This window comes from Aquamicrobium sp. LC103 (assembly GCF_001014615.2).
Lineage (GTDB): Bacteria > Pseudomonadota > Alphaproteobacteria > Rhizobiales > Rhizobiaceae > LBCQ02.
Map to the genome: position 1 here is coordinate 41,924 of NZ_LBCQ02000007.1, position 24,291 is coordinate 66,214.

20 protein-coding genes are annotated in these 24,291 nt (G+C 64.1%); 17 read left to right on the forward strand and 3 right to left on the reverse strand.

What is annotated here, in order from left to right; genetic code table 11:
- The first annotated feature begins 45 nt into the window (after nucleotides 1-45).
- The 3 genes from XW59_RS14710 to XW59_RS14720 all read left to right on the forward strand — a co-directional run bounded on the left by XW59_RS14710 (nucleotide 46) and on the right by XW59_RS14720 (nucleotide 4,238).
- Nucleotides 46-1,329 carry an NAD(P)/FAD-dependent oxidoreductase gene (locus XW59_RS14710; RefSeq protein WP_047146312.1) on the forward strand — a complete coding sequence of 428 codons (1,284 nt, stop codon included), beginning with the start codon at nucleotides 46-48 and terminating at the stop codon, nucleotides 1,327-1,329.
- 130 nt (nucleotides 1,330-1,459) lie between these two features.
- Nucleotides 1,460-3,439 carry a bifunctional 2',3'-cyclic-nucleotide 2'-phosphodiesterase/3'-nucleotidase gene (locus XW59_RS14715; protein ID WP_047146311.1) on the forward strand — a complete coding sequence of 660 codons (1,980 nt, stop codon included), beginning with the start codon at nucleotides 1,460-1,462 and terminating at the stop codon, nucleotides 3,437-3,439.
- Between the two features lie 55 nt (nucleotides 3,440-3,494).
- Nucleotides 3,495-4,238, forward strand: a complete 744-nt coding sequence (locus tag XW59_RS14720) for a sulfite exporter TauE/SafE family protein (protein WP_047146310.1) — start codon at nucleotides 3,495-3,497, stop codon at nucleotides 4,236-4,238.
- A gap of 13 nt (nucleotides 4,239-4,251) precedes the next feature.
- Here the strand turns inward: XW59_RS14720 and XW59_RS14725 are convergent, their stop codons facing one another.
- Nucleotides 4,252-5,511 (reverse strand): cyclopropane-fatty-acyl-phospholipid synthase family protein, encoded by a 1,260-nt coding sequence (locus XW59_RS14725; protein WP_047146309.1) that lies wholly within the window; start codon nucleotides 5,509-5,511, stop codon nucleotides 4,252-4,254.
- 362 nt (nucleotides 5,512-5,873) lie between these two features.
- Nucleotides 5,874-6,596, reverse strand: coding sequence for a GntR family transcriptional regulator (locus XW59_RS14730; protein WP_246666100.1), 723 nt, complete (start codon nucleotides 6,594-6,596; stop codon nucleotides 5,874-5,876).
- 125 nt (nucleotides 6,597-6,721) lie between these two features.
- Between XW59_RS14730 and XW59_RS14735 the strand changes: the two genes are divergently transcribed.
- The 11 genes from XW59_RS14735 to XW59_RS14785 all read left to right on the forward strand — a co-directional run bounded on the left by XW59_RS14735 (nucleotide 6,722) and on the right by XW59_RS14785 (nucleotide 19,968).
- A complete protein-coding gene (locus tag XW59_RS14735) occupies nucleotides 6,722-7,714 on the forward strand; it encodes an ABC transporter substrate-binding protein (protein ID WP_246666108.1) in 993 nt (330 codons plus the stop codon).
- 64 nt (nucleotides 7,715-7,778) lie between these two features.
- The gene (locus XW59_RS14740; RefSeq protein WP_047146306.1) at nucleotides 7,779-8,612 is read left to right on the forward strand and encodes an ABC transporter ATP-binding protein; all 834 of its coding nucleotides are present in this window, start codon (nucleotides 7,779-7,781) and stop codon (nucleotides 8,610-8,612) included.
- Between the two features lie 7 nt (nucleotides 8,613-8,619).
- On the forward strand, nucleotides 8,620-9,465 hold the full coding sequence (locus tag XW59_RS14745; RefSeq protein ID WP_246666109.1) for an ABC transporter permease: 846 nt from the start codon (nucleotides 8,620-8,622) through the stop codon (nucleotides 9,463-9,465).
- Nucleotides 9,466-9,487: 22 nt separating this feature from the next.
- Nucleotides 9,488-11,227 carry an L-arabinonate dehydratase gene (gene araD / locus XW59_RS14750; RefSeq protein ID WP_047146304.1) on the forward strand — a complete coding sequence of 580 codons (1,740 nt, stop codon included), beginning with the start codon at nucleotides 9,488-9,490 and terminating at the stop codon, nucleotides 11,225-11,227.
- Between the two features lie 44 nt (nucleotides 11,228-11,271).
- Entirely contained in the window at nucleotides 11,272-11,994 is a 723-nt protein-coding gene (locus XW59_RS14755) for a ribonuclease activity regulator RraA (RefSeq protein WP_047146303.1), read from the forward strand.
- Between the two features lie 516 nt (nucleotides 11,995-12,510).
- Nucleotides 12,511-14,178, forward strand: coding sequence for a hypothetical protein (locus tag XW59_RS14760; protein ID WP_052958194.1), 1,668 nt, complete (start codon nucleotides 12,511-12,513; stop codon nucleotides 14,176-14,178).
- On the forward strand, nucleotides 14,175-15,146 hold the full coding sequence (locus tag XW59_RS14765; RefSeq protein ID WP_170990158.1) for an FAD-dependent oxidoreductase: 972 nt from the start codon (nucleotides 14,175-14,177) through the stop codon (nucleotides 15,144-15,146). Before XW59_RS14760 ends, XW59_RS14765 begins: the two co-directional genes overlap by 4 nt.
- Entirely contained in the window at nucleotides 15,143-15,835 is a 693-nt protein-coding gene (locus tag XW59_RS14770) for a GntR family transcriptional regulator (protein ID WP_047146302.1), read from the forward strand. The genes XW59_RS14765 and XW59_RS14770 overlap by 4 nt, the downstream gene beginning before the upstream one ends.
- A gap of 166 nt (nucleotides 15,836-16,001) precedes the next feature.
- Nucleotides 16,002-17,048, forward strand: a complete 1,047-nt coding sequence (locus XW59_RS14775; RefSeq protein ID WP_082137626.1) for an extracellular solute-binding protein — start codon at nucleotides 16,002-16,004, stop codon at nucleotides 17,046-17,048.
- 110 nt (nucleotides 17,049-17,158) lie between these two features.
- Nucleotides 17,159-18,901, forward strand: coding sequence for an iron ABC transporter permease (locus tag XW59_RS14780; RefSeq protein ID WP_047146300.1), 1,743 nt, complete (start codon nucleotides 17,159-17,161; stop codon nucleotides 18,899-18,901).
- Nucleotides 18,901-19,968, forward strand: a complete 1,068-nt coding sequence (locus tag XW59_RS14785) for an ABC transporter ATP-binding protein (protein ID WP_047146299.1) — start codon at nucleotides 18,901-18,903, stop codon at nucleotides 19,966-19,968. Before XW59_RS14780 ends, XW59_RS14785 begins: the two co-directional genes overlap by 1 nt.
- Nucleotides 19,969-20,131: 163 nt before the next feature.
- Here XW59_RS14785 and XW59_RS14790 read toward each other — a convergent pair whose 3' ends face one another.
- Nucleotides 20,132-21,985 carry a feruloyl-CoA synthase gene (locus XW59_RS14790; protein WP_047146298.1) on the reverse strand — a complete coding sequence of 618 codons (1,854 nt, stop codon included), beginning with the start codon at nucleotides 21,983-21,985 and terminating at the stop codon, nucleotides 20,132-20,134.
- 103 nt (nucleotides 21,986-22,088) lie between these two features.
- Between XW59_RS14790 and XW59_RS14795 the strand changes: the two genes are divergently transcribed.
- The 3 genes from XW59_RS14795 to XW59_RS14805 are packed head-to-tail and all read left to right on the forward strand — an operon-like array spanning nucleotide 22,089 to nucleotide 24,289.
- Complete coding sequence (locus XW59_RS14795; RefSeq protein WP_246666101.1) at nucleotides 22,089-22,928, forward strand: crotonase/enoyl-CoA hydratase family protein; 840 nt, start codon at nucleotides 22,089-22,091, stop codon at nucleotides 22,926-22,928.
- Nucleotides 22,929-23,420 (forward strand): MarR family transcriptional regulator, encoded by a 492-nt coding sequence (locus tag XW59_RS14800; protein ID WP_047146297.1) that lies wholly within the window; start codon nucleotides 22,929-22,931, stop codon nucleotides 23,418-23,420. It begins immediately after the preceding gene.
- Nucleotides 23,417-24,289: an amidohydrolase family protein gene (locus XW59_RS14805; RefSeq protein ID WP_047146296.1), complete on the forward strand. Its 873-nt coding sequence runs from the start codon at nucleotides 23,417-23,419 to the stop codon at nucleotides 24,287-24,289. Before XW59_RS14800 ends, XW59_RS14805 begins: the two co-directional genes overlap by 4 nt.
- The last annotated feature ends 2 nt before the right edge of the window (nucleotides 24,290-24,291 follow it).

Below are 24,291 nucleotides of genomic sequence, written 5' to 3' on the forward strand. Positions count from 1 at the left end.
CATTAATGCATTGCGTCCTTCGTCGTTTCGCCATAAGCCGGGATCATGCAACCTGCCCAAGATGCTCATCATGTCGTTATCGTGGGTGCCGGTTTCGGTGGGCTGGAGGTCGCGCGTGGCCTCGCCGGCGCGCCGGTCCGCATAACGATCGTCGATCGGCGCAATCATCATCTGTTCCAGCCGCTGCTCTACCAGGTCGCAACCACGACGCTTGCGACCTCCGAGATCGCCTGGCCGACGCGGCATCTTTTGCGCAACCGCCGCGACGTCACCACGCTTCTCGGCAAGGTGGTCGGCGTCGACCGCGCTGCCAAGCGCGTGCTGTTGGAGGATGGCGGCGCGCTTGCCTACGACACGCTGGTGGTGGCGACGGGGGCACGCCACGCCTATTTCGGCCATGACGAATGGGAGCCTTACGCACCGGGGCTGAAGACGCTGGAGGACGCGACGACGATCCGCCGGCGCATCCTGCTCGCGTTTGAGAAGGCGGAGCGGGAAAGCGATCCGGAGCGCCGGCGCGCGCTCCTGACCTTCGTGATCATCGGCGGCGGGCCGACCGGCGTCGAGCTTGCCGGCACGATCGCCGAGCTCGCTCACGACACTTTACGGGGCGAGTTCCGCAACATCGACACGCGCGAGGCGCGCGTGGTGCTGGTCGAGGCGGGCGATCGCGTCCTTTCCAGCTTCGTGCCGGAGCAGTCGGACTATGCCCTCCGCGCGCTGAGACGTCTCGGCGTCGAGGTGGAACTCGGCACGCCGGTTTCCGAATGCAATGCCGACGGCGTCGTCTTCGGCGACCGGCATCTGCCCGCCAAGACCATCATCTGGGCGGCCGGCGTCGCTGCTTCTCCCGCCGCCGAATGGCTGGAGACGGCAGCCGACCGTGCCGGCCGGGTAATGGTCGAACCGGACCTGACGGTGGCCGGCGAGCCGGAAATCTTCGCCATCGGCGACACCGCGCATGTCGCGACGCCGGACGGCAAGTTCGTGCCGGGCGTCGCCCCCGCCGCCAAGCAGCAGGGCCGGCATGTCGCGGCCACCATCAAGGCCAGGTTGAAGGGCGACGCCACGGCGCGCCCGTTCCGCTACAGGAACGACGGCAACCTCGCGACGATCGGAAAGCGCGCGGCCGTCATCGATTTCGGCTGGATCAAGCTGACCGGACGCCTCGCCTGGTGGCTTTGGGGTCTCGCTCACATCTACTTCCTGATCGGCCTTCGCAACCGGCTGACGGTCGCCCTGAGCTGGTTGTGGATCTACACGACCGGCCAGCGCAGCGCCCGCCTGATCACCCAGGGCGACGAGCGGACAGAGGCGCGGCGGCGATAGTTTTCGCCCCGGCCTTGGCCGGTGAATTGTCACTCGCCGGTCATCTATTCCTGCTGGACTTGCGCGGATTTCGGCGCAAAGCTCGTTCCTTCGGGACCGTTTCAGAGTTCCATCCAGCGGGGAGACCACAATGACCGAACTGCTTCAGTCCTTGTCGCGGCGCTCGTTCCTGGCAGGCTCGGCCGCCGCCGGCGCCCTCATCATGCTGCATCCGTTTTCGGCGCGCGCGCAGGCGAACCAGGCGCATCTGCGCATCATGGAAACGACCGACATCCATGTGAACCTGCTGCCCTACGACTACTACGCCGACAAATCCAACGACACGATGGGCCTGTCTCGCACCGCCTCGCTGATCGACGCGGTGCGCAAGGAGGCCACCAACTCCATGTTGGTCGACAATGGCGACTTCCTGCAGGGCAGCCCGATGGGCGACTACATCGCCTATGAAAAGGGCATGAAGGAGGGCGACGTCCATCCGATCATGAAGGGCATGAACGTGCTCGGCTACGACTGTTCGACGCTGGGCAATCACGAGTTCAATTACGGACTGTCCTTCATGGACAAGGTGCTGGCGGGCGCGGACTTCCCCTTCGTCTGCGCCAATCTGGTGCGCGGAACCGAGCTGGCGGCAAACCCGCGCGACGACAAGCTCTACCTCGAGCCCTACGCGATCCTCGACCGCAAGGTGAAGGACGGCGCCGGCGCGGAGCACCTGATCAGGATCGGCATCATCGGCTTCGTGCCGCCGCAGGTCATGATCTGGGACGCGAAGAACCTCACCGGCAATGTGGCGACCCGCGACATCGTCGAGGCGGCGAGGGCCTGGGTGCCGCAGATGAAGGAGGAGGGCGCCGACATCGTGATCGCGCTCTCGCATTCGGGCATCGACGTCAAGCATGGCGAGATGATGGAGAACGCCTCCTTCTTCCTGGCGGGCATCGAGGGGATAGACGCCGTCTTCACCGGCCACCAGCACCTCGTCTTTCCCGGACCGAAGGATTTCCACGGGCTGGAGGGTGTCGATGCCGAAAAGGGCACGCTGCAGGGTACGCCCGCGGTGATGGGCGGCTTCTGGGGGTCCCATATGGGGCTGATCGACCTGCTGCTCGAGCGCGACGGGAATGCCTGGAAGGTGGTTTCGGCGACCTCCGAGGCGCGGCCCATCTTCGAGCGCGTCGACAACAAGAACCAGCCGAAGGTCGCGGACGACCCGCGCATCGTCGACGCGCTCAAGGAAGATCACGAGGCGACGCTGGCCTATGTCCGACGGCCGGTCGGCAAGACCTCCGCGCCGCTTTATTCCTATTTCGCGCTGGTGGCCGACGACCCGTCGGTGCAGATCGTCAGCCAGGCGCAGACCTGGTATATCGAGGACCTTCTCAAGGAGACGGAGTGGAAGGACCTGCCGGTGCTCTCGGCAGCCGCGCCCTTCAAGTCGGGCGGCCGCGGCGGTCCGGACTACTACACGGACGTGCCGGCCGGAGACATCGCGATCAGGAACGTCGCCGACCTCTATCTCTATCCGAACACGGTGCGCGCCGTCGTCATCACCGGCGCGCAGGTGAAGGAGTGGCTGGAAATGTCGGCCGGCATCTTCAACCAGGTCGAGAAGGGCAAGGCCGACCAGCCATTGCTCAATCCCGACTTCCCATCCTACAATTTCGACGTGATCGACGGGGTGACCTACAAGATCGACCTGTCGCAGCCACCGAAATACACGACGAAGGGCGACGTCGCCAATGCGGAGGCGAGCCGCATCGTCGACCTGATGTTCGACGGCAAGCCGATCGATGCGGAAGCGAAATTCGTCGTCGCCACCAACAATTACCGTGCCGGTGGTGGCGGCAATTTCCCGGAGATCGACGAATCGAAAGTCGTGTTCGAGGCGCCCGACACCAACCGCGACGTCATCGTGCGCTATATCGTCGAGCAGGGAACGATCAATCCATCGGCCGACGCGAACTGGAACTTCGCTCCGGTCGAGGGTGCGACCGTGATCTTCGAAACCGGACCGAAGGCCAGGCAGTTCATCGCCGAGGTGGAGGGCGTGAAGATCGAGGAAGCGGGCGAGGGCGAGGCGGGTTTTGCCCGCTACCGGATCACGCTGTAGCCATCTTGCGGGACTTGGAAGCGCGCGCCATCATGGCGGCCGGAGGGAGGCCGTCATGATTGATTCCGGTGTCTTGGTCGCGGTCGGCCTCACATTCCTGCTCGCCGGGATGGTGAAGGGCGTGATCGGGCTCGGTTTGCCCACGGTCAGCCTGGCGCTGCTGACGGCGACGCTGGGCCTGCCACAGGCCATGGCGCTGCTGCTGGTGCCGTCCTTCGCCACCAATCTCTGGCAGGCGCTCTCGGGCGGCAACGGCAGAACGATCCTGCGCCGGCTGTGGCCCTTCCTGGTGATGGCGACGGTGACGGTCTGGGTGGGCGCGCTCGCGCTCACCCGCGCCGATCCGGCACTGCTTTCCGGGCTGCTCGGGGTGCTGCTGGTGGTCTATTCGGCAATCAATCTCGCCGGCGCCCGCGTCACCGTGCCGGCCGCGCACGAGGCCTGGCTGGGGCCGGTTTTCGGCGCCACCAACGGCGTGCTCACGGGAATGACCGGCTCGTTCGTGGTTCCCGGCGTCATGTATCTGCAGGCGATCGGCCTGCCACGCGACATGCTCGTCCAGGCGATGGGCATACTCTTCACGCTGTCGACCGCCGCGCTTGCGCTTGCGCTGGGTGGCAGCGGGCTGCTGAATGCCGAACTCGGCACGCTTTCGGCCGCTGCGCTGGCACCGGCGCTCGCCGGCATGGTGCTGGGGCAGAAAATCCGCGGCCGGCTTTCCGAAACGGCGTTCAGGCGGGTGCTCTTTGTCGGGCTCTTCATTCTCGGTCTCTACCTGACGGCCGACCTGTTCGGGTGATGCGGTCGCCCTGTCACGAAGCCTTGTAGATCACCTGGCGCACGTCGATATATTCGGCGCGGAATCCGGCCTCGCAGTAGTGCAGGTAGAACTCCCACAACTTGCGGAAGCGCTCGTCGAACCCCAGCGGCACGATTCGTTCCCAGGACTCCCAGAAACGCTTGCGCCATTCGGCGAGCGTGCGGGCGTAGTCCTGCGGAAAGATGCGCTCGCGCGCGAAGGTCAGCCCATGGGCCGAGCCGAGCGACTTCAGGATCGAAGGCGTCGGCAGCATGCCGCCGGGAAAGACATGGCGCTGGATGAAATCCGGCCGGGCGCGATAGCGGGGGAAGGCGTCCTCCTTGATGGTGATGATCTGCAGGCCCGCCGTGCCGCCGGGCTTCAGGCAGTCCTTCACCTTGCCGAAGAAGACGGGCCAGTATTTTTCTCCCACCGCCTCGAACATCTCGATCGAGGCGACGCGGTCGTACTTTCCCGCTTCGTCGCGATAGTCCTGGAACTTGATGTTCACCCTGTCCGAAAGGCCGGCGCGCGCGATCCGCTCCGTGGCGAAATCGTGCTGCTCGCGGCTGATGGTCAGGCCGGTCACGCGGCAGCCGATCTCCTTCGCGGCGAATTCGGCGAACCCGCCCCAGCCGCAGCCGATCTCCAGCACATGGTCGCTTGCTCCGATGCCGGCATCCTGCGCCAAAGCGCGGTATTTCGCCGCCTGGGCGCTTTCCAGATCGTTGGCGCCGGTGGAGAAGATGCCCGAGGAATAGGTCATCGAGGGATCGAGCCAGTGCCGGTAGAATGCGTTGCCGAGATCGTAATGGGCGGAAATGTTCCGTTTCGAGCCCGAGCGTGAGTTCTGGTTGAGCCAGTGGCGGACGCGCTGGAACGCACCGGCGAGCCAGCTGGCGCCGCCCGCCACCTTTTCGCCCGCCTCCTCGTTGACGACAAAGAGCTCGAGGAAGGTGGTGACGTCGGGACTTTCCCAGTCGCCGTCCATATAGGATTCGGCGACGCCGATCGTCGCGCCGGAAAAGGCCCGGCCCGGCAGCTTCCAGTTCCTGAGGATCACTTGCGCGTCGGGACCCGGACCGTTGCCGCCGACCTTGATGACGCGGCCTTCGGGCGTGCGGATCGTCAGCGAGCCATAGGGAATATCCATGGCAACGGAAAGAATCATGCGCGCGCGCGCCGGCAGGCCGCGCGTCATTTCCGCGAAATTCGAACGGTTGAGCGCAACGGCTTCGCCGGTAAGCCTTTCGTGCTTCGCTTCCATCGCCATGCGCCCTCCCTGCGCCTCGGGAAATCAACCCAGTTCGGCGGGCGCGAAAGTGACCGCCTCGGCGAGGCCGACCGTTGAAGCGGCTGCTTCAAGAGCCGGGCATCCGTCGCCAAGGCGCCTTATGCTCCCGACGAATTTTCGCCACAATCTTCCACGGCGGCGGGCAAAATCGCAAGAGGGCAGGGCGTCGGCACCGATCATGCAGGCGAAAGAGGGAGAACGGTTTGTGGAAAAGTAGGCCGGCTGGGCTTCGATGAGCCAGAGAAATACGAATGTTCGATTCCCTCGCGCCGTTCGACGCCAGATCGCCCTGAAAATGCGACGGGATCGGGAAAACCGCGGAGGTAAGACGCCGCCCGAAGCTAGCTTTCGATGCCCTGGCTGGACATCGTGGCGCGCGCCGTCCGGCTGACCGTGGAAACGAACCCCGGATTTTCCGAAGCCATCGTCGCGATGAGCGCGATGGTGCCCGAAAGGTGTTTCCGCAAGGCGGAGGCCGCGGCCTCGGGATCTTCCGTTTCGACGGCATCCACTATGGCAATGTGGTCGGTCAGCACCGACTGCATCTTGCCTGGACGCGGCAGGTTGAGCCTGCGCAGCCGGTCGATGTGAACGGCATGGCGGCGCACGATCGGCCAGAGCATCGATATGTCCGCGGCTTCGTATAGCGCCTTGTGGAAACGTCGATCCTCATCGTCGAAGCACTCGAAATCTTCCGCCTCGCAGCAGCGCGCCTGCTTGGCGATGATGCTCCTGAGGCGCTGGATCAGGTCCGGATCGGGTGCCGCCGCAATCTTCTGGATCGCTTCGATCTCGATCGCCGACCGCAGGAAATGCGCCTGCCGCGCCTGTTCGGGATCGATCGGCGAGACCACCGTGCTCGACTGCGGAAATATCTGGACCAGCCCTTCGTCGGCAAGCTGCTGGAGCGCGTCGCGCACCGGGGTCTGGCTGACGCCGAACTCCATCTGGATCGCCGCGCGGGAGAGCACGCTCTGCGGAGCAAGCTCCAGCCTGAGGATTCGATTGCGGAGGATTTCCGCAATCTGGGGGGCAACCTGCCTGGTTCTATCGAGCGCGATCATCAGCATTTCCATAGCTACTGACTCGTTCGTAACACAATCCCGTTGATTGACACACTAATATATTAGTGCTTTTGTTGTTCGACCTTCGATGGGACCGGGGGCGAAAGGGAGGAACGATGAAAACAATGACCCGAATGGTGCTGGCTGCCGCGCTGTTTGCCTCGATGGGCACGGCTGCACTCGCCCAGGCCAAAACAGACATCTCCATCACCAGGCAGCCTGGTATTCTCTATCTGGCCAGCCACGTCATGGAGACGCAGGATCTCATCGAGAAACATGCGGCCAAGGCCGGACTCGATGGCGTGACCGTGGAGTGGCGCATGTTCAGCGGCGGCGGCGCGCAGACCGATGCCCTCCTTGCCGGCCAGGTCGACGTGGTGAATACCGGCACCGGCAACCTGCTCCTGCTGTGGGACCGGACCAACGGCAATGTGAAGGGCATCACGGCGAGCTCGGCGCAGCCTGCTCTTTTGGTCTCGGTGAACCCGGATATAAAGTCGCTGGAAGATTTCGGCGCTGACGATCGTATCGCGGTCCCGACCGTCGGTGTCTCCACCCAGGCCATTCTGCTCCAGATGGCGGCGGCGGAGATGTTCGGGGAAGACCAGATTCGGCATTTCGACCCGATGACGGTGCAGATGGGGCATCCCGACGCGCTGGCCGCGCTCTCCAATTCGCAGCACGAGGTGCGGAACCACTTTTCCTCGCCGCCCTTCCAGTACATCGCCCTGAAAAACGGCGCCCATCAGGTTGCGTCCTCGCGCGATATCATAGGAGGTCCGCTGACGCAGGCGACCTTTTTCACGACGGTGAGCTTCGCCGACGGCAATCCGGTCATCGTCCAGGCCATCCGCGACGCGACGGAAGAGGCGATCGACTTCATCAACGAGGACATCGAAGGCGCGCTGCAGATGTACAAGGACATCTCCGGCGATCAGACCCCGCTCGAGGATCTGATCGGAATCATGCAGCAGCCGCACATGATGGACTTCATCATGAAGCCGCAGGGGACGATGCGTTTCGCCGAGCATCTCCACAAGATCGGCACGCTGACGAAAATGCCGGAGAGCTGGACGGACTACTACCTTCCGGCGTCGGCCGACCTCGACGGCAATTGATCCTTAGTTTTGCGCCAAGCGGCCGGGCGGATGCCCGGTCGCATTCCCAATAGGTGAGACCGAGATGCTGGCAATTTCCGATCCCGCCGCCGCTCGCACGGCGCAGGGAGACGCCGCGAACGCGGCGCTTGTAGACGTGAGAAACGTCACGCTTCAATACAAGACGAGCAGCCTTCTGGTGACCGCCACCGACGATGTGAGCTTCACCGTCGACCAATCCGACCGTTTCGTGCTGCTCGGGCCCTCGGGTTGCGGGAAATCGACGCTGCTGAAGGCGATCGGCGGCTACATGAAGCCGACCGTCGGCTCGATCGCGGTCAATGGCCGGCCGGTCTCGCGGCCTGGTGCCGACCGGATGATGGTCTTCCAGGAATTCGACCAGCTCCTGCCGTGGAAGACCGTGCTCCACAACGTCATGTTCCCTCTGCTCGCGACGCGTCGCTTGCCGAGGAAGGAGGCGGAGGAGCGCGCCCGCCACTACATCGACAAGGTCAAGCTGACGCGCGCCGTCGACAGCTATCCGCATACGCTCTCGGGCGGCATGAAGCAGCGCGTCGCGATCGCGCGCGGCATGGCGATGCAGCCCGACGTCCTTCTGATGGACGAGCCCTTCGCCGCGCTGGACGCCCTGACGCGCCGCCAGATGCAGGACGAACTGCTCCAGCTTTGGGATGAAACCCGGTTCACCGTGATCTTCGTGACGCATTCGATCGCCGAGGCGATCAAGATCAGCAACCGGATCCTGCTGTTGTCGCCGCATCCGGGGCGGGTCAAGGCCGAGGTCCGCAACGTCGATTCCATTAAGGCGGATCATGCCGAGGCCGGCGCGCTCGAAAAGCGCATCCACGATCTGCTCTTTTCCGAAACCATCGAGGAGCCGGGCCATGTCCAGCGTTGAATTCGTCATGGCGGACGAGGCGGGCGGCGGCCGCGGCGGGCACATATCGCAGGTCGAGCGCAAATTGGGCGCGTGGGAGCTGTTGTGGCGCGTCGGTGCCGTCCGCAAGACGCTCATCATCTTGGTCCTGGCCGGTGCATGGCAGCTCTATGCGACCTACCTCAACAATCCCCTGCTTTTCCCGACGCTGACGGACACGCTCGAAGCGCTCTACCGCCGCACCATGGACGGGACGCTGCCGGCGCGCATGTGGACCACGCTGCAGATCCTGGTCTCCGGCTACGTCATCGGAACGCTGCTCGCAGCGGTGCTGACCGTGCTGGCGATCAACACGCGGATCGGCACGGACTTCCTCGAGACGATGACGGCGATGTTCAATCCGCTGCCGGCCATCTCGCTCCTGCCGCTGGCCCTCATCTGGTTCGGCCTGGGCCCGGCGTCGCTCGTCTTCGTGCTGATCCATTCCGTGCTGTGGGCGGTCGCGCTCAACACGCATACCGGCTTCACCAGCGTTTCGCAGACATTGCGCATGGTGGGCGCGAATTACGGGCTGCGCGGCCTTCCCTACGTGACGAAGATACTGATCCCCGCGGCGTTCCCCTCGATCCTGACCGGTCTCAAGATCGGCTGGGCCTTCGCCTGGCGCACGCTGATCGCGGCGGAGCTCGTCTTCGGCGTCTCATCCGGGCAGGGCGGCCTTGGCTGGTTCATCTTCGAGAACCGCAATCTGCTGCGCATTCCCGATGTTTTCGCCGGCCTGCTGACCGTCATCATCATCGGCCTGATCGTCGAGAACGTGATCTTCCAGACCATCGAGCGCAACACCATCGCCCGTTGGGGCATGAAGGGCTGACCGGCCGCTCAGGAAAGACGACATGACACGAAATAGAAAGACGCCTGCTTCCCTCCGCTCGGCGCGGTGGATGGCTCCGGACGACCAGCGTTCGTTCGGTCATCGCTCGCGAACGATGCAGATGGGGTATGATCCGGTCGACTGGGAAGGCAAGCCGATCATCGCGATCCTCAACACCTGGTCCGACGCGCAGCCCTGCCACATGCATTTCAAGGACCGTGTCGAGTGGGTCAAGCGCGGCATTTTGCAGGCGGGCGGCTTCCCGATGGAACTTCCGGCGCTGTCCTTGTCGGAGAATTTCGTCAAGCCGACGACCATGCTCTACCGCAACATGCTGGCGATGGAGACCGAGGAACTGCTGCGCAGCCATCCGATCGACGGCGCGGTGCTGATGGGCGGATGCGACAAGACCACGCCCGGTCTGGCGATGGGCGCGACCACGATGGGCCTGCCCTTCATCTTCCTGCCTGCGGGGCCGATGCTGCGCGGCAATTACGCCGGAAAGTATCTCGGCTCGGGCACGGACGGTTTCAAATATTGGGACGAGCGCCGCGCCGGCACGATCTCGAAGGAGGAATGGCAAGGCATAGAGGGCGGCATCGCGCGCTCCTACGGCCACTGCATGACGATGGGAACGGCGAGCACCATGACGGCGATCGCCGAGGCGATGGGGCTGACGCTGCCCGGCGCCTCGTCGATCCCCGCCGCCGATGCGAGTCACCAGCGCATGTCGACGCAGTGCGGCCGGCGCATCGTCGACATGGTCTGGGAGGACCTGACGCCGGAGAAGATCATCACGCCGGCGGCGGTGAAGAACGCCGTGACCGTCGCCATGGCGACCGGCTGCTCGACCAATGCGATCATCCACCTGATCGCCATGGCAAGGCGGGCGGGCGTGCCGCTCGCGCTGGACGATCTCGACCAGGTCGGACGCACCACGCCCGTCCTCGCCAACATACGCCCCTCCGGCACGACCTATCTGATGGAGGATTTCTACTATGCCGGCGGGCTGCGCGCGCTGATGCGCCAGCTCGGCGACAAGCTCGATTCTTCCGCCATCACCGTCACCGGCAGGCCGCTGACGGAGGGCCTCGATCAGGTGAAGATCTGGAACGAGGACGTCATCCGTCCGCTCTCCAACCCGGTCTATCACGAGGGCTCGCTGGCGGTGCTGAAGGGAAATCTCTGCCCCGACGGCGCGGTCATCAAACCGGCTGCCTGCGACCCGAAGTTCCATCGCCACACCGGCCCGGCGCTGGTCGCCGACAGCTATCCGGAACTGAAGAAGATCATCGACGATCCGGACCATCCGATGACGCCGGATACGGTTCTGGTGCTGCGCAATGCCGGCCCGCAGGGCGGCCCCGGAATGCCGGAATGGGGCATGATCCCGATGCCCAAGGCGCTGCTCAAGCTCGGCCTGCGCGACATGGTGCGCATTTCCGACGCGCGCATGTCGGGCACTTCCTTCGGAGCCTGCGTGCTGCATGCCGCGCCCGAGGCCTATGTCGGCGGGCCTCTGGCCCTGCTGCGCACCGGCGACATGGTCGAGCTCGACATTGCCGCCCGCCGGCTCGACATGCTGGTGAGCGAGGAGGAACTGGCGCGCCGACGCGCCGAATGGACGGCTCCCGAACCCCGTTACCAGCGCGGCTACGGCTTCATGTTCTCCAAGCACATCGAGCAGGCCGACAAGGGCTGCGACTTCGACTTCCTCAGGACCGAGTACGGCCGCGCGGTCGACGAGCCCGTGATCTTCTGAGACGGCACCGGCCGCTCCGCCATCAAACACGCTGCGAGGCATCCATGACCGACTACATTCTCTCCGACGGGACACGCGCCAAACTGATGAAGGTTTCCACCGCCTCGGCGGCGACCGCGCTCTACAAAAGGGGCTTGCGCAACCAGTTCATCCAGGGCGTTTCGCCGGTGAACTGGAAGGGCGTCAACATGGTCGGCCAGGCCTTCACCCTGCGCTACATCCCGGCGCGCGAGGACCGCAACCCGATCGAGGTGTTCCGCAATGCCGACCATCCCCAACGCGTCGCGATCGAGACCTGCCCGCCGGGCTGGATCCTGGTGATGGACAGCCGCAAGGATGCGCGCGCGGCCTCGGCCGGCTCGATCCTCGTGACGAGGCTGGCTGTCAGAGGAGGCGCGGGCATCGTCTCCGACGGCGGTTTCCGAGATGCCGAAGGCATCGGCCTGCTCGACATGCCCGCCTATCACCAGCGGCCCTCCGCGCCGACAAACCTCACGCTGCACGAGGCGCTCGACATCAACGTGCCGATCTCCTGCGGTGACGCGCCGGTGTTTCCCGGCGACGTGCTTCTGGGCGACGGCGACGGCGTGATCGTTATTCCGGCCCATCTCGCCGACGAGATCGCGGCCGAATGCGCAGGCATGGAAAGCTTCGAGGACTTCGTGCTCGAGCAAGTCCAGCAGGGCGCCAGGATCATCGGCCTCTATCCGCCCACGACCGAAAAGGCCCAGGCCGATTATGCCGAATGGCGCAAGAAAGGCCTTTGAAGCCATTTCGACGAACCGTTGAAAGCCTGTCCCGAAAAGCCGTGCGCCTGACGCCAGACTTCTGATCGCAGGCGAATTGGGCCGCCGCCAAGGCCAGCTTCGCCTCCGGTCCGGCCCATGGCCCTTACCGTGAATTCAGCGTTGAAACGTCCAGGCCCGTCGCGCGTGCCTGGACGGTGGCGGAAGCATGTTTCGAGGACCATGCGGCGATCAGCCGAAAACAGCGCCTGGCCTTCCTGAATGCCATCTCTCCCGCGCACGAGCTACTCGGACGAACAGGGCTGCCCGGGGGGAAATGCTCGGACAAAGCCGCAGGATCCGATCTGCAGCGAAATGAATCGCATACATGTATGCACGATCGCGGCGGGGACGGGCAGGGAAAATCAAGAAATTGCAGGCTTTCCCGTGCATTTATCCGTCATCTGGCGCATGGCCAGTGTTTCAAATTCAGCGTTGCGTCCATTTGATTGTATACATAAGTCGTGATATTGTATTGCAATTAAAGGGAGGAAACCAATGCTTCATTCGCCTCGCGAGGACAGCGCCGAACAGCTCGTTTCAGTGCACAATCCGGTTGGCTATCCTCCGAAGGTGACCCGCAAAAGCGCGGCGGACCGGCCTCCGACCCTGGAAGGAAGGGTCGTTTACCTGATCGATAGCCGCTTCGACGATTCGGCCGAGCTGCTGAAGCAAATCCAGATCTGGTTTGCCGCCCATATGCCCGGCGTCGAGACGCGGCTGCGTTCGATGGCCAGCACCTATGCCAAGGACGATCCGCAACTGTGGGAAGAAATCCGCGACCATGGCGCCGCGGCGATCATCGGCGTCGGCCATTGCAGCACATGCGCCCCTGCCGTCAGCACCCATGCGATCACGCTGGAGACCAAATACGGCGTGCCGACGGTTGCCGTCCACACCGAGAAATTCGACCGGGTGGTCCGCTCGGTGACCAAGATGGGCGGTCTTCCACAGGCGCCGCTGGTCTTCGTCCCCCAGCCGGTGATGGGCAAGAGCGCCGAGGAACTGCGCGCCTATGTCGATGGCAACGATCCCGTGACCGGCAAGCCCGTGATGCGGGAGATCGTCGAAGGGCTGACCGTCGGCCTTGCCGCGGGGGATGCGGATGCCAGCTCCGACCGGTCGACACCTCGTCTGGTGGAGCCGGACACGGAGGACAACCTCCACGCGGCCTTCCTTCGCAACGACTGGACCGACAAGCTGCCGATCGTTCTGCCGACCGAGTCCAGGGTTGCGGACATGCTTGCCGCGACCAGCCGCAAGCCGGACGAGGTCGTCGGCCGCATGCAACCCACGACCAATCGCGGCCTGTGGGAATATACGGTCGAGAAAGTCGCCGTGAACGCCGTGATGGCGGGAGCCGATCCGGAATATTTTCCAGTCATTCTAGCGCTCGCCGCGGCGCAGGTCTCCGCACGCGGTTCGACCTCGAGCTCGGCGTCGGCGATGGCGGTGGTAAACGGGCCGATCCGTCACCAGATCGGCATGAATTGCGGCGTCGGCGCGCTTGGCCCCTACAATCACGCCAACGCCACCATCGGCCGTGCCTTCGGCCTCCTGTCGCAGAATTTGCAGGGCGGTTCGGTTCCCGGTGAGACCTTCATGGGCTCGCTCGGCAGCAACTACACCTACAACAATTTGACCTTCGCCGAGAACGAGGAGCGCAGCCCCTGGGAGCCGCTTCACGTACAGAAAGGTTTCAATGCCGGCGACAGCACCGTGAGCATCTTCCACGGTTGCCGCACGACGACATTCAGCCTGGGCCTGCGTGCTACCTATTGGCGCGAGCATGTGCGCGACATGCTGCTCGGCACCGATGCCATTACCGCGCCGGTGCTCGTGCTCGACCCGATCTGCGCGCGCCAGTTCGTCGACCGAGGCGGTTTCGTCGACAAGTCCGCGCTCATACGCTGGCTATTCGAGACGGCTCGGATGCCGGCGGGCCGCTTCTGGGACCTCCAACTGGTCCAGAACTACATCTATCCGCGCGCGACGTTCGGCGAAGAGCCCTTGGCCACGAAGCTGAAGGCGGCACCGGACGAGCTTATCCCGATCTTCCAGGAGAAGGACATCAACGTCGTGGTGGTCGGCGGCGAGACGAACGGCTACTGGCAGATCATGGGCGCGCATTATCGGACGACCGTGTCGGTCGACGAATGGCGATGAGCATGCGGGAATTCGACGTCGTCGTGATCGGAGCGGGGGTCGCGGGGCTCAACGCGGCGACCACCGCCGCCCGGCACGGACTGTCGACGCTGCTTGTCGACAGTCTCGGCGCCGGCGGCCAGATCGGCACGGTCGATCGTATCGAGAATTTCCCGGGTCCCTCCGAAGGCGTCGCCGGATACGAGCTGGGCCCGATGCTGCAGATTCAGGCCGACGAGGCAGGGGTCGAACTCATGCTCGACACGGTCGAGCGGGTCGCCGCGGATGGCGACGGTTTCATCGTCACCGCCAGCGAGGGTGAATTCCATGCCCGCGCCGTGATCGTGGCCGCCGGGTCCGTGCGGCGCAAGCTCGGTGTCGAGGGTGAGGAAGCATTCGAGGGCAAGGGCGTGTCGCATTGCGCGTCCTGCGATGGGCCGATACTGCGCGGGCGGCAAGTGTGCGTCGTCGGCGGCGGGGATTCCGCGCTCGACGAGGCGCTGTCGCTGGCGGCTCACGTCGCGAAGGTCGTGATCGTTCATCGAGGCGCGGAACCGACCGCGCGCCGCTCCTTGGTCGACAAATGCCAGGCGGAAGAAGCGATCGGGTTTCTGGCCCATACCGAGGTCGAAGCGATCTGCGGCGACGTCGGGGTGAGCCATGTGCGGCTGCGTTCGGCCGCTGGCGACGTCCGCGACCTGCCTTGCCACGCGGTCTTCGTCTATGTCGGGCTTGAGCCTGCCGCCGGCTTTCTCGGCGAGCTCGTGCGGCGCGACGGCGACGGGCGCATCGCGGTCGATCTCGGCATGAACGCCTCGCGGCCCGGGATATTCGCGGCCGGCGACATCCGCTCGCAATCAGTCGCACATCTGGCCGCGTCCGCGGGCGACGGCGTCACGGCCGCGATCTCGGCAGCCCGCTATCTGCGACTAGGCGTCAAGGGCGACTCGACGGCCGCCGGTTCGCAATTGCAGAAAGACGCGATATGAACGTCGGAACGAAGGCCCTGAAACAGGCGAAGGTCAACGTCCGCGACGCAATCGAACAGGACATCGTGACGGGCCACCATGTGCCGGGCGACAGGCTGGACGAAGTCAAGCTGGCGACCCGTTACGGCGTTTCGCGCACTCCGGTTCGCGAGGCCATCAATCAGCTTTCGGCGATGGGGCTGGTCGAGATAGCGCCGCATCGGGGGGCTTTCGTGACACGGCGAAACATCGGCGAACTCGTTGAGATGTTCGAGGTGGCGAGCGAACTCGAGGCGATGTGCGTCCGCCTGGCAAGCCGGCGTATTCAGCCTGATCAGCTTGAGGAACTGGAAGACGCGCAGGCGGCCTGCATACGCGCCGAGGAGGAGGGCGCGCCCGACGACTATTATTATGCCAATGAGCGCTTCCACCAGCTTATCTACGAAGCAAGCGGCAACAGCTTTCTCGCCGGGCAGGCTTTCGCGCTCCAGCGCATGCTGAAGCCGTATCGGCGCCTCCAGCTTCGCGTTCCCGGACGGATCGGGCGCTCGCGCGCCGAGCATGGCGCCGTGCTGGAGGCAATCCGCAATCGTGACGCTACGGCGGCGCAGCATGCGATGCGGGCGCACGTCGTGATTCAGGGCGAGTCCTTCGGAGATTTTCTCGCCGCGATACGCCGCGTGGATACCGCGCTGAAAACGAAAACCTAGCGCGAAAGGCATGCAAGCGCACTCGCGCTGTGTGGGGAGGTCGGTTCTAGTTCGGTCGGGAGGCCGCCGAACCTGGTGAGGAAGGATCGGATTGGAGCGGCCGGTCCTATCGAGCGACGGTGAATAGGGCGCCAAGAAGGGGCCCGGTTTTTGGGAGGAGACTGAAATGACTTGTTTGAAGTCGATCGCTGCCGCAGCGCTGATAGTTGCGCTGCCGCTCGGAGGGGCCGCCGCCGGCGAAATGACGGCTGCCGAGACCGAGCTCTACGAAGCAGCCAAGGGCGAGGGTACGATAACCTGGTACGTGTCGCAGACCACCACGGAATTCGCCGACGGTATCTGCGCGCAATTCATCGAGCGATATCCGGGTGTGGGCTGCAATGCGGTGCGTGCCTCGGGCCAGGTCGTCTTCCAACGCATCCAGCAGGAACTGCAGGCCGGCGCGTTGCAGGCCGACGTGATGTCGACGAATGACGACGGCCAGATGTACAGGCTCAAGGAACAGAACGCCCTTGCGCAATACGCGCCGGAGAACCTCGAGCACATGGTTCCGGCGATGCGCGAAATGGCGGACCCGGAAAACTACTGGATCACGTCGGGCGTGTCGCCGCTCGTCATTGCCTACAACACCAGGCTGGTGTCGGAAGAGGAAGCGCCGAAGAACTGGACCGATCTCTACGATCCGAAATGGAAGAACCAGGTCGCGATCGGCCATCCCGGCTTCTCCGGCAGCGTCGGGCTGTGGACAGTCATGATCGAGGATCTCTATGGCTGGGAGTTCTTCGAGAAGCTCGAAGAAAACGCACCGCAGATCGGGCGGTCCGTCGCCGATGGACACAATCTCGTCGTGACGGGCGAACGCAAGGTCGCCCTGGCGCCGCTCTCGCTCATCGAAGCCGATGCACGCGGCAAAAACTCGCCGATCGCAGCGGTTTTTCCGGAGGATGGCGCGCTGATGCCGCCATCGGTAACCGGCGTGATGTCTGATGCGCCGCACCCCAATGCCGCCCGCCTCTTCGTCAACTTCATCCTCGGGCCGGAGATTTCGGAGTATCTGGCGTCGGACTATCGCTACCCGCTGCGCGAAGGGGTGCCGCTGGCGGAAGGCATGCGGCCGCTCGACAGCTACCGCACCAATGTCATTCCGATCGAGGAAGGCATGGCGCGCGTGCCCGAAATCCAGACGAAGTTCCGCAACACGTTCGGCATCTGAGCCGCCGCTCTTTGGCAATCCGTCCTTTCCGGCGATGCCGGCAGCATCGCGCCGAGCGGTCGGATTGGCCCGGCGCGTCCCGTCGCGGCGAAAACATGTGAGTTCATGCGATGACGTCCTTTCAAAGCACATCGGTGGAGTGGAGCGGCGAAACGCCCGTGCCGCAGAAGCTATCCTGGTTCCAGCGTCTTCAACCTTCGAGCCTGCTGTGGCTGTTTCTCGCCGCCATATTGGTGGTACTCGTCGTGGCTCCGATGTCCATGTTGCTGGTCACGAGCTTCACCGACGGCGCTACCGGGGGATGGACGCTCGGCAACTATGTCGAAGCCTATGGCCACGAGCGCCACGTCACCGCCTTGACCAACACGCTCAAGATGGGCGCGGCGGTGGTGGTGCTGAAACTTCTGTTCGGTGTTCCGCTGGCCTGGGCGTGCACGCGCACCGACATGCCCGGCAAGAACTTCGTCCGCTACGGCGTCTTCGGTGCCTTCATTCTGCCGCCCTATCTGGGCGCGGTCGGATGGATATTGCTGGCTGGCCCGAACACGGGATGGATCAATCGTGCCTGGTACGCGCTGAGCCAATCGAGCGAGCCGCTGGTCAATGTCTTCAGCTTCTGGGGCCTGGTCCTGGTCACGTCGATCGGCGGCTTCTTCCTGGTCTTCGTTTTCGTCAGCACCGCATTCGAGATGATCTCCTCCGAGATGGAGGACGCCGCCAACATGCTCGGCGCGGGGCCGGTGAAGACGGCGATGAAGGTGACCTTTCCCCTGGTGCTGCCGGCAATCATCGGCAGCGCGATGATCTCGTTCCTCGGGGCGATCGCGCTCTACGGCGTGCCCGCGCTGATTTCCATTCCGGCGCGTTATCCGGTGGTCGTGATCCAACTCGCCGAGTTCTTCAGCTTTCCGCTGCGCGTGGAAGTCGCGGCCGCCTATTCGATTCCGCTGCTCCTGATCACGATGAGCCTGCTCGGCCTCCAGCGCCTCGTTCTCAACCGCAAGGGTTATACGTCGATCAGCGGCAAGGGTGGTGAGCGGCGTCTGGTCAAGCTCGGCAAATGGCGATGGGCGATGTTCGGCTATTGCTTCGTCGTGGTGGCGCTCGCGGTGCTGATGCCGCTGATCGTTCTGTTGATGGCCGCTTTCAGCAAGAATTGGACGTCCTTTTCGTTCGACGGGCTGACGCTGTCGAATTTCTATTATGTGCTCTTCCAGCATTCGAGTTCGCAGAAGGCGCTGATCACCAGCGTTTCGGTCGGCGCGGTCGCGGCCACTGCGGCGATCCTGCTGGCGCTGTGCATCGGCTATATCGTCCAGCGCAAGCTCCTGCCTTTCTCGAGCGCGCTCGCCTTCATCGCGGTATCGCCCTTCGTCATTCCCGGCATCGTTTTGGCGATCGGCTTCTATGCGGCCTACGCTTTTCCGCCGCTGGCACTCTACGGCACCTATACGATCCTCGTTCTGGCCTTCGTAACCCGGTTTCTCCCCATCGCCTTCACGACGAGCGCCGCCGGGATCCGTGCGATCCATCCCGAGATGGAAGACGCGGTGCGCATCCTCGGCGGCGGCCGACTCGAAGCGGTGCGCAGCGTGGTGGCGCCGCTGCTCAAGCGCACGCTGGCCGGTGGCTGGCTTCTGATTTTCGTGCCCGCCGCCCAGGAATTGTCGACCGCGATCTTTCTCGTCGGGCCGACGACGCGGGTGGTCTCGGTGGTGCTGCTCGATCTGAGCGAGGAAGGTCAACTCGAAACACTTGCGGCGCTCGGAACGCTGCTTCTGCTGATCATCGTCGCGGTCGTCGCGGTCGGCTTCCGCTATCTCGGACGCGATTTCATGCTGAGGAGGCAATAATGGAAGGTCTTGTCCTGAGAAAACTCGGACGCCGGTTCGGAACGTTCGACGCGGTGCGTGATGTCAATCTGCATATAAAGCCGGGAGAATTCGTCTCGCTGCTCGGCCCGTCGGGCTGCGGAAAGACGACGACGCTGCGCATGATCGCCGGTTTCATCGATCCGAATGCGGGCTCGATCGAGCTCGACGGCAAGGTGTTGTCCGATCCGTCGGGCTCGCTCCCGCCGGAAAAGCGCGGCATGTCGATGATCTTCCAGAGCTACGCGATCTGGCCCAACATGACGGTTGCGCAGAATGTCGGCTTCGGGCTCAAGCTACGCAAGCTGCCCGGTCACGAGGTGAAGCAGCGTGCCGGCGAAATGCTGGAGGTGGTGCGCATGAGCCATCTGGCCGATCGCTATCCTTCGGAGCTGTCGGGCGGCCAGCAGCAGCGCGTGGCACTCGCCCGCGCGATCGTCATCCGTCCCGCGGTTCTGCTGCTCGACGAGCCGCTCTCCAATCTCGACGCCAATCTGCGCGAGGAGATGCGTTTCGAGATCAAGCGGATGCACGACGAGTTCCGCATTACCTCCGTCTATGTAACGCACGATCAGGCCGAAGCCATGGTGACGTCGGATCGCATCGCCGTCATGAACAATGGCCGCATGGAACAGGTCGACACGCCTTACGCACTCTATACGCGGCCCAAAACCCGCTTTGTCGCCAGCTTCATCGGTCGCACCAACTTTGTTTCCGGCACGCGCACCGGCGACATCGTCGACTTCAACGGGTTCAGCGTTCCGGTCGGTCAATTGCCCGAGCAGGTGACGGCCGGTCCGGTCACCGCGTCTATCCGTCCCCAGGCCATGCGGCTATCGGCAAGCGAGCCGCACGACGGTTCCGGCATCAAGCTGCCGGGCTCGGTCAAGCAGTCGGCCTTCCTGGGCGAGACCTGGGACTACGTCTTCCAGGCAAGCAACAGCGATGCGGAATTCAAGGTGGCGGCACCTCCGGCGGATGTGCATGAAGTCGGAGCGCCTGCCTGGCTGGAGATCGACCCCAAGCAAATCGTCGCGATCCAGGAATGAAGTCGACCGGGGCGGCCGGTCACGGCGTTGCGCGTCCCGCCCGTCGTCGGGGCGCGGCATCCTGTTCCCGCTCTCGTTCCTCTGGTTGCCAAGCCACGATGTGAAAGTATTGGCCGGCATCGGGCGATCGCGGCGGGATTCTCGCACGGTCAGGGCGGGGCCCTTACCTTCGAATGTCGATGACCCGCGGATCATCGCCGTATAACGCTTCGACGAGGTCCATCCGGTTGGTGCGCACGGCGCGCTGGTTGACCGACCCCTTGTCGGTCACTTCGCCTTTGTCGAAGCTGAGCGGCCTATCCAGGAACAGCGCCTTGACGATCCGGCTTGCCGACCCGGTCGCCGCCGTGGCGTGCTCATTCAGTCGTTCGGCGATCCTGTCGCGCACGACGGGCAGCCGTGCCAGGGCATCGATCCCCGCGTCGGCGGGAGCGTCGGCCAATGTCCGCAACGCGGGAAGAAACGGGATCAGGATGGCGCCCAGCTTCTCGCGGTCCTCGCCCACGATGACCGCGTCGGAGACGAGCCCCTCCATCCTGTTGACCAGTTCCTCGCGCAACGGGCCCACGGCCACCCAGACGCCGGTCTGCAGCTTGAAGTTCTCCGCGATGCGGCCGTCGAAGACGAATCCTCCGGCGGCGTCGCCGGGCACCGCGTAGCGCAGGGCGTCGCCCAGCCGGTAGAAACCTTCCTCGTCGAACGCCTTCGCCGTCAATTCCGGATCGCGCCAGTAGCCCGGCGTCACCAGCGGCCCCTTGATGCGGGCCTCCAGCCGTCCGTCGGACGGGACGAGCTTGAGCGTGACGCCGCGCGCGGGCACGCCGATATTGCCCGGCATGTCCTGTGGTTCCATGCACATCATCGCGAAGGGCGAGGTTTCCGTGGCGCCGAGCCCTGAGCCCAGAAGCACCGTTTTTCCGGTTTCGGCGAAGGACATCTCCTTCAGACGATCCCATACCGGCTTCGACATTCCGGCGCCCGCATAGAGCATCATGCGAAGCCGCCGGAAGAAGCTGCGCCGCAATTCCGGATCCGATTCCATGGATTCGACGAGCGCCTCGTAGCCGGCGGGCACGTTGAAATACCAGGTCGGCGAAATCTCGCGCAGGTTGCGGATCGTCTCGCCGATCGCCGCCGGCCGGCCTTCGTCGATGTAATAGGTGCCGCCGTTGAACAGCGCCATGTTGAAGACCTTCGTCCCGCTGGCGGTGTGGTTCCATGGCGCCCAATCGACGATCACCGGCGGTTCGCGGCGCAGGAAGGCGTAACAATCGGCGATCATTTCCTGATTTGCGCAAAGCATTCCGTGCGTCTGGATCACCGCCTTTGGCGCACCCGTCGTGCCGGACGTGAACAGGAATTTGGCCGGCATGTCCGGCGTTATCGCCTCATGGGCCGCATCGACGCGAGGCCCGGCCGGCTTTGCCGCGAGATCCTCGAATTTGAGCGAGAGCCGGTCCTCCACTTCGCTGCGTGTCGAGACCAGGGGGACGTCGTTGCCGAAGACGGTGTTGATCGCGCGGGCGTAGCGAGCGCCGTCGGCGGCGAACAGGAGGCCTGGCGTCAGTTGATCCCTGACGAGGCGCAGCTTGGCGAAGTCGTCGGAGACCAGCGAATAGGCGGGCGCGATCGCCGCGGAAGGTATGCCGACATGCTGCGCGGCCAGCGCCAGAAGCGCATGCTCGATGTCGTTCTCGGACAGGATCAGCAATGGGCGTTCGGCCGAAAGGTCGAGATCGATCAAAGCCTGCGCCAGATTTCTGATGCGGGCGAGCGCCTCGGCATAGGTCACCTTGCGCCACGGTCCACCGTCGACGCGCTGCGCCATCCAAACGCGATCCGGCGCGGCTTCGGCCCAATGCAGCATCGGCGTCGTCACCCGGTCGGGATAAGGGCCGAGCGGATCGATCTGCCGGATGATGATGCTCCGATCGGCCCGCGTTTCGCTTTCGATGCGCGGCGACCAGAACAGGTTTTCTTGCTCCCGATCGACGGCGTCATGCCGGTTGATGGACATTCGAGCTCCTCCCGGCCATCGAACGAAATTTCATTTCGGCCCAAGCCATCTTGATGGCGGGATGGAAATTTGTCTACATGGAAACAAATTACGGGAGTGGATTTTGTCGAAGAGTGAAAAACCCGCCGGGGCGCGCCCCGAAAATCCGGCCGATGACGAGCGCGAGCCGGTCGGTTACGTGCTGGACGGCGACGTCGCGATCGTAACCCTCCAGAGATCGCAGAAACGCAACGCCATCAGCGACCGGATGGTCGAAGCCCTTGCCGTGACCGTGCAGCGGGCAGACGGGGAAGCGAAGGCGGCGGTCATTCGCGGCGCGGGCGATCATTTCTGCGCCGGTCTCGATCTCGCCGAACATGTCGACAAGACGCCGATCGAAGGGGTCCGCGGATCGCGTCGCTGGCATGCGATCTTCGATATGATCGAACATGGATCGATCCCCTGGATATCGGCGCTGCACGGCGCGGTGATCGGCGGCGGGCTGGAACTGGCCGCTTCCACCCACATACGCGTCGCCGACCGCGGCGCCTTTTTCGCCCTGCCGGAAGGACAGCGCGGTATTTTCGTCGGCGGAGGCGGGTCCGTGCGGATTGCACGGCTGATGGGTGTCGCGAGGATGACCGATCTCATGCTCACGGGGCGGGTGGCGAGCGCCGACGAAGCCGCAAGCTGGAACCTCGCGCAGTATGTCGTGGACGAGGGCGCGGCGCTGGCGAAAGCCTGCGAGCTGGCACGCAAGGCGGCTGGAAACGCCGAGTTGTCGAATTACGCCGTGATAAACGCCCTGCCACGCATTCAGGACATGTCGCGGGCGGATGGGCTTTTCGTGGAATCGTTCATTTCATCCTTCACGGCCGCTTCTCCCGAGGCGGAAGCCCGGCTGCGCGCGTTTCTGGAGAAGCGGGCGGTTCGGCTGGACGTTCCTCGAGGCGGAGACAAGTGAATGGCCGCGCCGCGAGGTCGGCCGTCCGAGGGCGCGCTCGTCGATGACGGGGTCGATCTGGGACGGCTTCCCGAAACTCTCGGATTCCTCCTGCGGATCGCGCAGATCCGGGAGTATGAGGTATTTTTCGGGAAATTCGGTGACATCGGCCTGAAGCCCGGCGAGTTTTCCGTCCTGTGGGTCATCCATCTCAATCCGGGGATCAGGCAGGGCGTCGTCGCGCGTCGGCTTTCCATCAAGCGCGCGCACATGACCAAGCTGGTCCGCAATCTCCATGCCCGTGGCGTGGTCGAGAGGACGGTGCCCGACGACGACCGGCGCGGCCTTGCGCTGACCCTGACACCTGCCGGCGCGAAGCTCGTCAAGGTGAACGCATCCGCGTTTTTCGATCCTGCGCCCGAAGCGACGGGAAAGCTGTCGCGAAGCGAGCAGGCCGAGCTCATCAGCTTGCTGCGCAAACATATCGGACTTGAAACGGAGGAAGACCAGTGAACGTCGACGATCTCGTTGCCATCGACTTTCATACCCATGCGGAAGAGCCTTGCTGCGGTCCTCGCGATGACGGCTATGACGAATTCCAGGCCGGAATGGCCAGGTATTTTCGCAATCCGGCGGGCGGCGATCATCTGCCGACGGTGCAGCAGACGGCCGACTACTATCGGCAGCGCAAGATCGGCGCGGTGATCTTTCCGGTGGATGCCGAGCGCGAAACCGGCTTTCGCCGCTACGACAACGAAGAGGTCGCGCGTATCGCGGCCGAGAACTCGGACGTCCTGATTCCCTTCGCCTCGATCGATCCCGCCAAGGGGCGGGTGGGTGCGAGGGAGGCGCGCCGGTTGGTGCGCGAATTCGGCGTGCGCGGTTTCAAATTTCATCCGACGATGCAGGCATTCTATCCCAACGATCGTTTCGCCTATCCGCTTTATGAGGCGATCGCGGAGGAGGGCGCCATCGCCTTGTTCCATACCGGGCAGACCGGGGTCGGCGCGGGGATGAAAGGAGGCATGGGCATGCGCCTCAAATATTCCAACCCCATTCATCTCGACGATGTGGCCGCCGATTTTCCCGACATGCCGATCGTCGCCGCGCATCCCTCCTTTCCGTGGCAGGAGGAAGCGCTGTCGGTCGCCACCCACAAGCCCAACGTCTATATCGACCTGTCGGGATGGTCGCCGAAATACTTTCCGCCGATCCTGGTTCAATACGTCAACACCATCCTGAGGAAGAAGATGCTTTTCGGCTCGGACTGGCCGGCGATAACGCCCGATCGATGGCTGGCCGACTTCGAGAAGCTCGATATCCGCGACGAGGTCCGGCCGCTCGTCCTCAAGGATAATGCCAGACGCCTGCTGAACATCTGACA